This is a genomic window from Colwellia sp. BRX9-1, assembly GCF_014077195.1.
In the GTDB taxonomy this organism is placed as follows: Bacteria; Pseudomonadota; Gammaproteobacteria; order Enterobacterales; family Alteromonadaceae; genus Colwellia_A.
In genome coordinates, this window is sequence record NZ_JACGVM010000006.1 from 209,650 (window position 1) to 223,537 (window position 13,888).

At 36.8% G+C, this 13,888-nt stretch carries 10 protein-coding genes; 7 read left to right on the top strand and 3 right to left on the bottom strand.

Annotated features, from left to right (window positions below; translation table 11 throughout):
- Positions 1-4: 4 nt before the first annotated feature.
- The 4 genes from H4J76_RS08475 (at position 5) to H4J76_RS08490 (ending at position 5,915) form a co-directional block, all read left to right on the top strand.
- Positions 5-844 (top strand): hypothetical protein, encoded by an 840-nt coding sequence (locus H4J76_RS08475; protein WP_083278094.1) that lies wholly within the window; start codon positions 5-7, stop codon positions 842-844.
- 125 nt (positions 845-969) lie between these two features.
- A complete protein-coding gene (locus tag H4J76_RS08480; protein ID WP_070376723.1) occupies positions 970-1,383 on the top strand; it encodes a CBS domain-containing protein in 414 nt (137 codons plus the stop codon).
- Positions 1,384-1,617: 234 nt separating this feature from the next.
- Positions 1,618-5,517 carry an ATP-dependent RNA helicase HrpA gene (gene hrpA, locus H4J76_RS08485; protein WP_404842531.1) on the top strand — a complete coding sequence of 1,300 codons (3,900 nt, stop codon included), beginning with the start codon at positions 1,618-1,620 and terminating at the stop codon, positions 5,515-5,517.
- A gap of 98 nt (positions 5,518-5,615) precedes the next feature.
- Positions 5,616-5,915, top strand: coding sequence for a PilZ domain-containing protein (locus tag H4J76_RS08490; protein WP_070376724.1), 300 nt, complete (start codon positions 5,616-5,618; stop codon positions 5,913-5,915).
- A 90-nt stretch (positions 5,916-6,005) separates the two neighbouring features.
- Here the strand turns inward: H4J76_RS08490 and H4J76_RS08495 are convergent, their stop codons facing one another.
- Positions 6,006-7,196 carry a class I SAM-dependent methyltransferase gene (locus H4J76_RS08495; protein WP_070376725.1) on the bottom strand — a complete coding sequence of 397 codons (1,191 nt, stop codon included), beginning with the start codon at positions 7,194-7,196 and terminating at the stop codon, positions 6,006-6,008.
- A gap of 112 nt (positions 7,197-7,308) precedes the next feature.
- Here H4J76_RS08495 and H4J76_RS08500 point away from each other — a divergent pair, with 112 nt between their 5' ends.
- Entirely contained in the window at positions 7,309-7,578 is a 270-nt protein-coding gene (locus tag H4J76_RS08500) for an acylphosphatase (RefSeq protein ID WP_182230420.1), read from the top strand.
- Between the two features lie 58 nt (positions 7,579-7,636).
- Entirely contained in the window at positions 7,637-8,605 is a 969-nt protein-coding gene (locus H4J76_RS08505; RefSeq protein ID WP_182230421.1) for an NAD(P)H-quinone oxidoreductase, read from the top strand.
- A 17-nt stretch (positions 8,606-8,622) separates the two neighbouring features.
- Here the strand turns inward: H4J76_RS08505 and H4J76_RS08510 are convergent, their stop codons facing one another.
- Positions 8,623-9,432 carry a PEP-CTERM sorting domain-containing protein gene (locus H4J76_RS08510; protein WP_182230422.1) on the bottom strand — a complete coding sequence of 270 codons (810 nt, stop codon included), beginning with the start codon at positions 9,430-9,432 and terminating at the stop codon, positions 8,623-8,625.
- 322 nt (positions 9,433-9,754) lie between these two features.
- On the opposite strand from H4J76_RS08510, the gene prsT reads away from it, so the two are divergent.
- Complete coding sequence (gene prsT / locus H4J76_RS08515; RefSeq protein ID WP_182230423.1) at positions 9,755-12,586, top strand: XrtA/PEP-CTERM system TPR-repeat protein PrsT; 2,832 nt, start codon at positions 9,755-9,757, stop codon at positions 12,584-12,586.
- Between the two features lie 16 nt (positions 12,587-12,602).
- Here the strand turns inward: prsT and H4J76_RS08520 are convergent, their stop codons facing one another.
- Positions 12,603-13,574 (bottom strand): integron integrase, encoded by a 972-nt coding sequence (locus tag H4J76_RS08520; protein WP_182214389.1) that lies wholly within the window; start codon positions 13,572-13,574, stop codon positions 12,603-12,605.
- Positions 13,575-13,888 lie beyond the last annotated feature (314 nt).

The window sequence follows — 13,888 nt, forward strand, 5'->3', positions numbered from 1 at the left end:
GGTTATGCTAGCTAAACTATTAAATATTATAAAACCGGCGAGTAAAATTGATGTAAGTGATGCCATTGACCAAGATAGTCATCAATGGATCCTCGATACTTTTTCTTGGGCGCTTACACATTTTGATGTTGCAGAGTTTAAAAACAATAGTCAGCTTGTATTACCTAATAATCAATTTTATCAAGGTAGTGTAACTAGTGTTCATGAAATGGCACTGAGTATTTTTAAACAAACAACCACCTATGCTGGTATGCAGCAGTGGCCCATTATATTGATCACACCAGAGCAGTTTTTTGCGGGTACTCAGCAAATAACCATTCCACCGTTTAATATGGTTGACCATTGTCGTGGTGACAATACGCCCTTTGCTAAATTAAGTGAAGAAGATACAGCGAAGCTCCAACAACAGCCGATCATGCTTTCTTATGGCGAAAATCAAGTTAATCAGCCACAAGATCTTATTTCGTCGATTGTACAAAACCTTGCGAATATCCTGATTGTTCAACAAGCTAGTTTACCACCAGGTGGCAAAGAGTTTATTCCTCAAGCCGTTGATGTTATCGCTTGTTTTATGGGCTTTGGTATTATATTTAGTAACACAGCTTATCAATTTAGAGGCGGCTGTGGCTCGTGTAATAATCCTAATGCAAACCGTCAGTCGGCATTGCCAGAAAATGAAACAGTGCATGCTTTAGCGCTATTTTGTTTGCTTAAAGCGATAAGACCTAACGCGGTAAAACCTCATTTAAAATCACATTTACGAAAACAATTTTCACTTTCCTATCATGCTTTAACAAACACCATAAAAAATTCTCCGGATCCCGTTTTACTGTCTTTACTTTAATCAAGCTATGTTTATTAAAAATAAAAAAATTATTTTCACTAAATTCATGATTTATTAAATAAAAGCGTCTACAGTTATTTTTATTGGTTGGGCATTTTATTTTTGATTTTAGTGAGGTAATAACTATGTTGAGTATCCAAGTAAAAGACTATATGAACCACTATCCAGTTACTTTTACTTCAGAAATGGTGGTTGAAGAGGCGGCGTTGCGCTTTTTAAAAACAAAGCAAATTGGTGGTCCAGTGATCGATGGTAATAATCGTGTTATTGGTTTTCTCTCTGAAAGTGATGTTTTAGCAACAATGCTACAGACGATTTATCATAATGAACATGTGAGTGATGTTGCCGCATTGATGCGCAAAGAAGTATTATCAGTTAAACCCTCTGACAGTGTCATAGAACTTGCGCAAAGCATGTTACAGAATAAACCTAAAGTTTATCCAGTGGTAGACGAAGATGGTATTTTACTGGGTACTATATGTCGTAATGATGTTCTATACGGTATTGATCAATATACTCGAAGTACCTTTAAACCTTAGTCAGCTGAGTTAATTTCACACTGTCTATTTGTACCACTTGATTGAAGTGGTACAGACTTAATAAAGCTGGTAAAATTATTTTTTGCTATTTTGTTTGGGTCAACCTTGTCTTCTGAAAAATCTATTACTACCTCTTCTGAATCTCAGCGCAGCCAAGTTATTAACATTGATAAGCTTTTTAGCCGCCTTGGATTGTGTTTTAAATCTGATCAGTTTCGTTTGAAAAAGCGCTTAATGTCGAGTAAGAAAATTACTGATAGTGACAAAAAGCAAAAATCACTCAGTCAAATTTCTGCCCATATTGATGAGTCAATCGAAAAAAAGCAGCGTAAAATTCAGAATGTTCCAAAAATCACCTATCCAGAAGATTTGCCGGTATCACAAAATTCTGACGTTATCGCTAAAGCGATAACTGAAAACCAAGTGATTATTATTGCGGGTGAAACAGGCTCGGGCAAAACGACTCAAATTCCAAAAATATGTCTTGCTTTAGGTCGCGGTATCGACGGCATGATTGGTCATACTCAGCCACGTCGTATTGCGGCGCGAACAGTTGCTACACGTATTGCTGATGAATTATCGACAACATTAGGCGACGCGGTTGGTTATAAAGTCCGTTTTAATGACTTAGTGAGTGAAAATAGCTATATAAAATTAATGACCGACGGTATTTTATTGGCAGAAATGCAACATGACCGTTTACTGCGAAAATACGATACGATTATTATTGATGAAGCGCATGAACGTAGTTTAAATATAGACTTTTTATTGGGGTATTTGCGCGAAATATTACCTAAACGTCCTGATTTAAAAATCATTATTACTTCGGCAACCATCGACCCAGAAAGATTTTCACAGCATTTTGCTTCAGCAGACGGCAAACCCGCGCCTATTATTGAAGTCTCGGGGCGAACATTCCCTGTTGAAATCCTCTATCGTCCGCTTAATGGCGACAATAATGATGAAACAGAAGAAGTAAGTAGTAACGATATCATTAGTGGTATTTTGCAAGCCGTTGACGAACTTGGTCATATCAGCCAAGGCGATATTCTTATTTTTCTTAATGGCGAGCGCGAAATACGAGACGCCGCATTAGCCTTAGAAAGAGCAAATTTACGACACACCCAAGTGTTGCCTTTATATTCACGGTTAACGGTACAAGAGCAAAATAGAATTTTTAAACCACACAGTGGCCGTAATATTGTGCTCGCCACTAACGTTGCAGAAACCAGCTTAACCGTACCAGGTATCAAATATGTTATTGACCCGGGTACCGCGCGTATTTCTCGTTACAGTTACCGCACTAAAGTACAGCGTTTGCCTATAGAAGCTATTTCTCAAGCCAGTGCTAATCAAAGAGCAGGGCGTTGTGGTCGTGTTTCAGCGGGTGTATGTTTACGTTTATACAGTGAAGAGGACTTTCTTGGTCGCCCTGAATTTACTGATCCTGAAATATTACGTACTAATTTAGCGACAGTTATTTTACAAATGCTGGCGCTTGATCTCGGCGAAATCAGTGACTTTCCTTTTGTTCAGCCACCGGACAGTCGTAATATTAATGACGGTGTTTCATTGCTTGAAGAATTAGCAGCGATAGAAAAACAGCAAAACAAAGTGGTATTAACCAAAGCGGGGCGGATGTTAGCAAAATTCCCCACCGATCCACGTTTATCAAAAATGATTCTGTCTGCTATTGATTTGGGCTGTATTGAGCAAATTTTTATTATTGTTAGTGCGGTAAGTATTCAAGATCCGCGTGAACGTCCCCATGAAAAACAGCAAGCGGCAGATGAAAAACATAATCGCTTTAAAGACAAAGAGTCTGACTTTATCAGCTTGCTTAATTTGTGGCACTACATTCAACAGCAACAAAAAGCGCTGACTAATAACCAATTTCGAAATATGTGTAAAAAAGAGTTTTTAGCTTATATGCGTATTCGTGAATGGCAAGACATTTTTAGTCAGCTTAAACATACACTGCGCGATTTAAACATTCCAATGAGCGGAGTTGAATATACTCCGCCATCGTTAGATGCTAATAATAGCGATGTAAGTAAAAAAACTGAGCCAGTAGAAAGTAATAATAACAATATTATTCACCAAGCTATTTTGTCAGGTTTACTCAGTCATTTAGGGCAACTTGACGAAAACAGAGAATATAAAGGTGCACGCAATAGCCGATTCTTCATATTTCCGGGGTCGGGTGTCGCAAAGAAATCACCTAAGTGGATAATGGCAACTGAATTGGTTGAAACCAGCCGTTTGTTTGCCCGTATGGTCGCAAAGATAGACCCACAATGGATAGAGCCTTTAGCTGAACATCTTATTAAGCGCAATTATAGCGAACCGCACTGGGAGAAAAAGCAAGGTGCGGTAATGGCTTTTGAACAAGTGATGCTATATGGCCTGACCATAGTTGCGAAAAGAAAGATCAGCTTCAATCATATTGAACCTCATACCTGCCGTGAGATATTTATTCGTGAAGCATTAGTCAATGGTGATAGCACCCTTAATGAAAAATTTTATCAGCAAAATCACCAACTGGTTGCGAGCATTGAGAAGTTAGAGCAAAAAGCTCGCCGTAAAGACTTTTTAGTCGATGAAGAACGTTTAGTTGAGTTCTATGATGAAAAGTTACCAGAAACCATTATTTGCCAACGTAGTTTTTTGTCATGGTGGAAAAAGTCTAAACAAAAAAATGCACAGTTACTTAATTTTACCGAAGCCTTTTTATTAAACGAAACGGCTAAAGTATTATCGGCCAACGATTATCCTGATGTTTGGCATCAAGGTAATTTGACCTTGCCGTTAAGTTATCATTTTACCCCTGGCGATATAGATGATGGGATAAGCTTACATATTCCTGTAGGTATTTTGAATCAAATTGAAAATCGTGATTTTGATTGGTTAATTCCAGCGTTGCGACTAGAACTTATTATTGCCTTGATCAAAGGCTTACCTAAATCTTCACGACGAAATTTTGTGCCGGCTCCTAACTACGCAGAAGCTTGTTTGTCAGCGATTAGTGAGGGGGACGGTAAGTTAGTTGCCGCTGTTGAAAAACATTTATTAAGAATGACGGGGGTGCGTTTACCCGAAGATATTTGGCAAGATGTTGAATTGCCCATTCACCTAACGATGAATTTTAAGGTGATTGACGAAAAAGGTGTGCTTATTAATCAAAGCCGTAAGCTTGAACAGTTAAAAGCCTCTTTGCAAGGAAAAGTAAAAGCATCAATTAAGAAAGTGGCTGATAAAGGAATAGAACGTGAACAAATTACTAGCTGGGATTTCAACAACATTCCCAAAGGCTATGAAAAAAATATTGCTAATATCACCATAAAAGCTTTTCCAGCCTTAGTTGATAAAAATAAAACGGTTGCTATAGAATTATTTGAACAAGAAAGTCTTGCTGAGCAAGCGATGGTTAATGGTGTGAGTCGTTTAATTTTATTAAACATACCTTCTCCAGTTAAATATCTACAACAAAAATTGCCTAATAAAGCTAAGTTAAGCCTATATTTTAACCCTTTTGGTTCAATACCTGATTTATTAGACGATTGTATACTCGCTGCTTGCCAGCACTTGGTGAAAGAGCATGGCGACATACCACGTAACCAAAATGATTTTGAAAAAGCTAAAGACCATGTTCGTGCTGAACTTGCCGACTGTGTGCTCGTGTCAGCATTAAAAGTAGAAAAAGTATTAACCTTAACCCATGAAATAGGGAAAAAACTAAAGGGTCGAATGTCTTTAGAGGTTATTCAAGCACAAGCCGACATTAAAGAACAACTTGGCTTACTGGTGTTCAAAGGTTTTGTGACCGCTTCTGGTCATCAACGATTAGAAGATATTGCTCGTTACTTACAAGCGATGTTAAGACGTATGGAAAAGCTGCCGGTTGATCCCAACCAAGACCGATTGAAAATGTTAGAGGTTGCGAAAGTAAATGATGTTTATTTAGCGTTGCTTGCCAAACAGAGCAAAGGCAAGCCTATTGTTGATGACATTTTAGCGGTTCGCTGGATGATAGAAGAATTTCGTGTTTCGATATTTGCGCAAAATTTAAAGACAGCTTATCCGGTCTCTGCAAAGCGAATTTTAAATCATTTGAAAGAAATTTCAGCAGATTAAGTCGATTTAATCAACAATTCAAGTTTGAAATTTGACACTAAACACTACAATGGGTATAAAAGAGACAATAAAAATTTAAATAATAATATGGAGTAGTAATGGTTAACTTTGATGATAAACGAGATTTCTATCGGATGATGTTAAATAGTGATGTAACCGTGACCATTATCGACGATGAAGCGAACAGTCAAATATTAGCGACTTGTCGAGACTTAAGTGCGACGGGTATGGCGATTGAAATGACGCATCCTTTAGAGCTTAATACCCATGTTAAAGTTAGTGTGCGGTCTGCGAGCAGTAATGTTCAACCGTTGGAAGTTTCAGGGAAAATAGTACGCGTCACCGAAGAGGGTGAAGAGTGCTTTTTAATTGGAATTAATATTGCCGAAATAGATTAAAGACTGAGCATTAACTAGGCAATAAACAAACTAATAAAAAACGAGCACTAAGTGCTCGTTTTTTATTTTAAGACAGTCACAAAAAGTGAACTAACTTACTTGGCAGACTAAGCCTTTCAAATAATAACCTTCAGGGTAATTACTCGATATTGGATGATCACCAGCTTGTTGCAAGCGCTCAACAAAGTGCACCTCGCGACGAGCATCAAGAGCGGCATCAGCAACTACTTTTTGAAATAGGCTTGCTTCCATTAAACCAGAGCAAGAAAAGGTCAGTAATATACCGTTTGGCTTGAGTAATTGCATAGCAAGCATATTAATGTCTTTGTAACCACGACATGCACCGGTTAGTTGTGCTTTTGATTCAACAAATTTAGGTGGGTCTAAAATTATCATATCAAACTGACGTTTTTCTTCGCGATATTGTCTGAGTAACTTAAATACATCGGCTTTAACAAAAGAAACATTCTTGTCTTGCAGGTTATTAAGGGCAATATTTTCTTCGGCTAAGTCGAGTGCCGATTGAGAAACATCAACATTGATGACTTCTTTAGCGTCATTTGCTGCACAATGTAAGGCGAATGTTCCGGTATAAGAAAAACAATTAAGGACTGATTTATTTTTAGCATATCGACCTGCAGTCACACGAGAATCACGTTGATCTAAATAAAAACCTGTTTTATGGCCTTTTGCGATATCAACATTAATCGATAAACCATGCTCTTTAATCACACATGCGGTTGACTCAAGGGGCTCTGTTAACCAACCTGTGATTGGCTCTAATCCTTCTTTTTTACGTACGTCAACATCAGAGCGTTCGTAGATGCTACATTGAGGATAGAGCTCTTTAATCACTTCAACTAAGGTATAACGTTGAAAGTCGGCACCGGCACTTAATAGTTGGCAAACAATTAAGTTATCGTATTTATCAATAGTTATACCGGGTAAACCGTCAGATTCACCAGCAATTAAACGATAACCGGTTAAACCGCCTTGTTCGATAAACCATTCACGTCTAGATTGAGCACTTATTAATTTTTTACGAAAAAATTCACTGTCAATTTCTTCATTTTCATTAAAGCTCCAAACTCTAACTCGAATCTGTGATTCTGGCGAGTAAGCACCGCGAGCAAGCCATTTTTCCTTGTGATCAAAGACATCAACGGTATCGCCTAACATCGGATTTCCCTTGATTTTATTAATCGCTTGAGAAAATATCCAAGGATGTTTTCGTAATAAAGACTTCTCTCGGCTTACTTTTAAATAAATTCTTGCTGACATGTGACTATACTTAATGAATTGGTAAATGAAATTGCGCAGAGTGTAGTCAATGCTAAGCTCGGGTGCAATCTTCACGTTAAGTTATTTCAGTCTACGTTAAGGAACAATAAGTATGAATGTTAGTTATATCGCCCATGTTAGCGGAAAAGTACAAGGGGTTTATTTTCGTGCGTCTAGCCAACAAGTCGCTATTGATTATGGTTTAAGTGGTTATGCAAAAAATTTGGATGATGGGGATGTAGAAATTTTAATGTGCGGTGAAGAAAAAGACGTAGATAAAATGTTAGCATGGCTCGCGTACGGACCACCAGAAGCTGAAGTGGTAAGTATGGAGAAAAAACAAGTTAAATGGCAACAACATAACTTTTTCGCGATTAGCTAATCTACTGTGTAGATAATTACCCGTAAAACGAACAAGCGTTTACAATTTAGAGGTTTTCTTGAAATATATTAACGTTACAACCGATGAGCAATTAACTTTTGCTGAAACACCCGTACCTGAGTTTTCGGCAGATGAATGCTTAATTCGTGTAAAAGCTATTGGCGTTAACCGAGCCGATATTTTACAGCGACAAGGAAATTACCCCGCCCCTAAAGGCGAGTCTACTATTTTAGGACTGGAGGTTTGTGGTGAAATTGTTGCTTGTGGTAGGGCGGTAAATAACTGGAAAATCAATGACAAAGTTTTTGGTTTGGTTGCTGGCGGTGGTTACGCAGAATATGTTGTTATAAAGTCTAGCCAGTTATTTTATCTGCCTGCTACCTTTACTTTTGAACAAGGTGCAGCTTGTGCAGAAACGTTTCTAACGGCCTACCAAAGTCTATTCTCAATTGCCCAGTTACAACCTAAGCAATCAGTGTTGATGCATGCTGGTGCTAGTGGTGTTGGCTGTGCTGCTATTACACTTGCCAAAGCGAAAGACTGTTTTGTTGTTGTGACCGCTGGCAGTGAAGAAAAATGCCAAGCGTGTTTAAAATTAGGTGCAGATGTTGCGATTAACTACCATCAAAATTCTTTTGAACAATGGAAAAAAGCAAACGTTCCCGATGGCTTTAATGTCATTATTGATGTGGTGGGCGGAGATTACTTACAGAGAAATATCAATGTCGCCGCAGTCGATGGTCAAATTGTTATTCTGTCTATTTTACAAGGCCGCTACTGCGAAAAAATTGACATAGGTAAGATGCTTTCAAAGCGAGTCAGTATTACAGCTTCAACGTTAAGGAATAGGAGCAATGATTATAAAGCTGAATTAGTGGCTAACTTCAAAGAAGACTTTGGCAAGTTACTTTGCGCAGGGCAGTTATTACCAGTTATTGATACTTGTTACCAATGGCAAAATGCCGATAAAGCCCATCAACGTATGTTGGAGAATGGTAATATCGGCAAGTTAGTACTAATGGTTTAGTTTCTACTCAAAGCACTTTATTGTTTAATTCGCATAGCTTGTTTACGTCTAACACCTAAGCCTATAAGACCTAAAGCAAAAATGGCTAAAGTAGAAGGCTCTGGTACGCTAACGTTAACAGGTTCACAACCAACTACCTCTTCACATAAACCACCAAAAAAGGTTATATGTGATAAACCTTTTAGAGTGCCATTTGCATTATTAGGTGTTGTCCAGCTACCGGTAGTAACAGATTGGGCTAAATTCATACATTGATAATTTAAGTTAGTATTGATGTCAGCACCTGTACCACATGCTTCCGCCTTACTCGTTTCGATGGTCCAAAACAAACGAAACCCTGCACCGCTGTTGTCTCCACCTGCCTTTGCCATCCAGTAACGAATATCAGGGTAGTTATTGGGGTTTTTATATGTCCAATCGCCCGATGAATAATCGCCAGTTGAAGTAAAATTCCAATAAGAAGCTTGAATTTTATCTTTATAATCCTTACTTTCTTCATATATGGCATTATTAAGATTTTCTCCTCTCGTAACATCAAACTTAGCAATAACATCGGCTAGAAAATGACGTTCTGTGTCTGGATTACCTGTAGCGACGACTGATATGGCACATTCAGTGAATCCTTTATCCGTGCTAAAATAATGATCCGGGCCAGAACACTCATTTTTTGAAGGGATTAGCACTGAAACGGTTGATAAACCATTTTGATGATTGATTATATCTGAAACAGGAGTCATTGCTGCATAGCCGTTAGTTGAGAAAACTAATAATGATGCGCTAACTAATAGCGATTTCGTCTGATTTATAAGAGAACGGATAATTGTCATTCTTAACTTCCAAGTTATAAGATGAATTTTTATATGCCTATTAATTGCAATAATTGCAATAATTGGGCCGAAAAAATAATACCAAATAAAATCAAGGTATTACTGGTTTTATTTCTCAACTTTATTTTGTTTTTCTAGCGTATTGTAAAATATCCTGACAGTGTATTATGCTTGAGCAACAGAGTTAAGCTAATATTTTACTTTTTCATGAATAGCAAAGCGCAATATTCATCTTATTAACGAGTAGATAATGGTTTTATATTGAAATGTTTACTGATAAAAAGCACAATCATCCTTGTCTTTTAAATTGTTCGAGAAGTTAATGGTGCGTCACGTTTTTATACCCAAAATATTTTTATTTTTATTTTTAATAACTTTTCAGCAAGTTGCTCAGGGGGATGATAAAAATGTGCTTGAACAAGCTAATATCGCCTTTAAAGATAACCGCCATCATGAAGCGCTCATTCATCTTAAAAACTTAATCCAAAAAGAACCCAATAATTTAGCGGCAAGGCTTTTAATGGCTGAGGTACTTATTGCTTTTGGCAAAGGGGCTACTGCAGAAGTTGAACTCAATTTTGCTGAAAATTTAGGGGCAGACAAAAATCGAACATTCTTGCTGTTTGCGAAAGCTTATTTACTACAAGGTAAATACCATGACACCATCAAGCACCTAGACAAACAGGTGCAAGATGAAATACTCGCCGCCAAAATTTTTGTTTTAAGAGGCCATGCACAACTAGGCTTGCGACAGTTAACATTGTCAGCAGAAAGTTACCAACAAGCGTTATTGCTTAATGCGGCTAATACCGATGCAAAATTAGGTTTAGCGCAGGTGGCTTTAAATTATTATCGCTATGATGAAGCACAAAAATATGTTGATGATGTACTCAGCGGTTTTTTTCCTCCAGTGAATGCCTGGATATTAAAAGCGAGTATCCACCAAAATATAGCTGAATTAGATATTGCTTTTAAAGCTATAAATAACGCTTTATTAGAAAACCCTAATCATATTCAGGCACTTATTTTACGCGCTAGTTTATATATAGAGTTTATTGAATACGAGAGCGCAAAAAAAGATATTTTGACGGTGCTTCAACTTGTGCCCAATGAACCTAAGGCCATGTTTTTATCAGCAATGATTGAAACCAGAGAAGACGAAAATTCAAATGCTAGGGAAAAACTTTCAAAATTAAGTGAATCATTGTCAACGCTTGACAATGATACGTTGGATAATAACCCTAGTTATTATTATTTGGCCAGTGTTGTGGCTTTTCAGCAAAACAATTATGAAGCAGCTGATCAATATATTAAAAATTATTTAAATATTGATCGTTTGAATATTAAAGCGATGACCTTCTCAGCGACAATTCACATCGCCATGAAAAACTTTACCGCGGCATTGTCAGTATTGAATAAAGCCAATTTACAAAAAGAAAATAACCCTAAAGTTATCTCTCTTTTAGGGTTGGTCAGTTCTGAGCTTAAGCAATATGAGAAAGCAAAGTTTTACTTTCAAAAAGTTATTGAATTACTACCTGACTCATCGATTGCCTCGCAACAGTTAGCAAAAAATAGTATTGATATGGGGGCGTATCAACAGGCCATAGATACCTTGCTTTCAATCAACGCTTCATCGGAGTATCAGTCAACCATTAGTTTTTTATTGGTGCAAGCCTATGTAAAGTCAGGGCAAATGACTAAAGCGGTAGCGCTTGCTGAAAAATTAGTTAAAGCACAACCAGATAATAAAGAGTTCCTTCATCATCTCGGTTTTATTTATCAAATAGTGGGTGATTATAATAAAGCAAAACAAGCATTCGAACATGCTCTTAGTATCGACGCTTTACACATTAAATCACTGATTAGTTTGGCAGAAACACTACTTGCGACGGGCAAAATAAAAGCATCGTTTGAATTATTAGAGCAAGCACTTTTAAAACAAGAAAATAATAAAGAACTCATTAGCGCTTTAGGGAAGAATTATACTCAAACCAGACAATTTAAAGAGTCAATCGTTTGGTTTAAGAGGGCTTATAATATAGAACCCAATAATAAAGACTTACTTAAACAATTGTCTTTTAGCTACATGGCGACAGGCGAACCCGTCGAAGCAATAGAAATAATAGAAAGTTATTTATCTAATCATGAAAAAACGGCTGATTTATTTGTATTACTAGGCAATTACTATCAGCAACAAAACAATTTTGACAAAGCACTGCAAAGCTTCAACAATGCTATAAAATTTGATGGTGATAAAGGGAAGGTCTATTTTTATATAGCCCAATTTTACCAAGCAAATAATAAACCAGATGATGCCCTTGAAGCCTATAAAAAGTCTATTGCCTGGTCTGAAAATAAGCAGATACCGTTAGTGGCGGCAAGTCAGTTTTTGAATCAACAGAAAAAACCTCTTGAAGCGATTAAGCTTGCTAATGATTTTTTAGAAAGTTATTCAACTAAATTACAGGTGATTTTGGCGCATTCTTATTATTTGTCTGGCCAATATGATAATGCTGAAAAGAGCTATAAAAAGACATTAGCATTAACACCACCTCAAGATGAATATCATGACAATATTGTCGTTGGTTTAAGTTTGGTGTATCAAGCACAAAAACGAAATAGCAAAGCAACTCAGCTATTGACAAAGTATTTGAACAAAGAGCCGATGAATTTTTTAATGAATTCTTCGCTAGCAGAAATTTATATGATTAATGAGCAGTGGAAAAAAGCTTACGATATTTATATTTTGTTGTTAACCAAATATGCACAACAAGCCGTATTACATAATAATGCAGCGTTTGCTGCTTTGAATTTAGCCTTGTATGATGAGGCAGAAAAGCATAGTTTAGCGTCTTTAGCTATTACAAAAAACCACCCGGATTCCCTCGATACACTTGGCTGGATTTATTATCATACTCAAGAATTTGATAAAGCACTGCCACTATTTCGCCAAGCGCTTGCACTAGATTACTCTAAAATTGAAATTAAATATCATTTAGCGTTAACCCTCAAAGCGCTTAATCGAGAAAAAGAGGCTTTTAATACCTTATTAGAAGTGGTTAATAGTAAACGTGATTTTCCAGAGAAAAAAGAGGCTCAACAATGGTTAAAATTATGGGCTGATGCTCTACGTACTAATAATGATATTTAGATATCATTATTATGCTCTAAAGCAAGTCAGATAAAGGGCTTCGAACACCATTAGCGCCATGCTCAAGTACATGGGTATAAATTTGAGTTGTACGTAAATCGCTGTGCCCTAGTTGTTCTTGAACTGTTCTTATATCAGCCCCTCTTTGCAATAAATGCGTAGCAAATGAATGCCTTAAAGTATGACAAGTTATTACCTTATTTAACTTCAATTGATTTGCTGCTTTTTTAACTGACTTTTGAATACTACTTTCATTGAGGTGATGCCGACTAAGATATTTGAATTCTGGTTCAATACTTAATCGAGCAGAAGGAAATAAATATTGCCACTTGAATTCTTTTGCGGCATTGGGGTATTTGCGATTAAGAGCATTTGGAATCCAGACACCTTTATAGTCAATATTTTCTATATCGCTAGTATGATATTTATTAGTCCTTTGAATTTGACGGTACAGTTCAGGTATAAGCTCAGTGGCGAGGGTAACTCGACGATGTTTGTTCCCTTTACCGTTCCAAACTGCGATACAGTGATAATTAAAGTCTATATCTTGTACTCTTAAACGAATAGCCTCCATTAGCCTTAAGCCACTACCATATAAGAGGCTTACTAATAAATGATGTTGTGAGGGTATTTTTGATAGAAGTTTCATTACTTCTGTGGGTGTAAGCACATCAGGTAATTTTCTAGGCCGGCGGCTTAAGTTAAAGTTTAGCTTTAAACTTAATTCGTTTTTTAAAATTTCTTTGTATAAAAAAGCTAATGCATTCAGTGCAAGTGACTGGGTAGCTGTTGAAACGTTTTGTTGATTAACTAAATAACTGAGAAATCTCTCAACTTCGATATCCCCCATGAGTGCAGGGTGAGTTTTATTTGAGTAATTTATAAAATACTTTATCCAATGAATATAAGTTTCTATGGTTCTTTTCGCGTATCTTAAGTTACGCATATGCTCTTCGATACTCATTAAAAAAGGCGATTTAGCGTCCATAATATAAAATCCATTTACTGTTGTTATATACAGCTTAGCTGGTGTTCGGTTCTTTTGCCAATATACCGAAAGATTCGGTGTTGCACCTTTTGAAATATTTAATAATAATAAAATGTTAGTGTTGTTATTATGTTGTAAAGTATGATGATTGTAACTTTAAATAAACAAGGAATGCTAAGTGTTATATATTGCTTAGTTTTTCGGTCTAATAAGCTGTTGAACTAAACCGCTTCGCGGGGAGTGGCAACTCCCTGACATATCACTGCATTTCAACCACACTTAACTTGCTACTCAACCTTTTTTGGAGGCAAGTT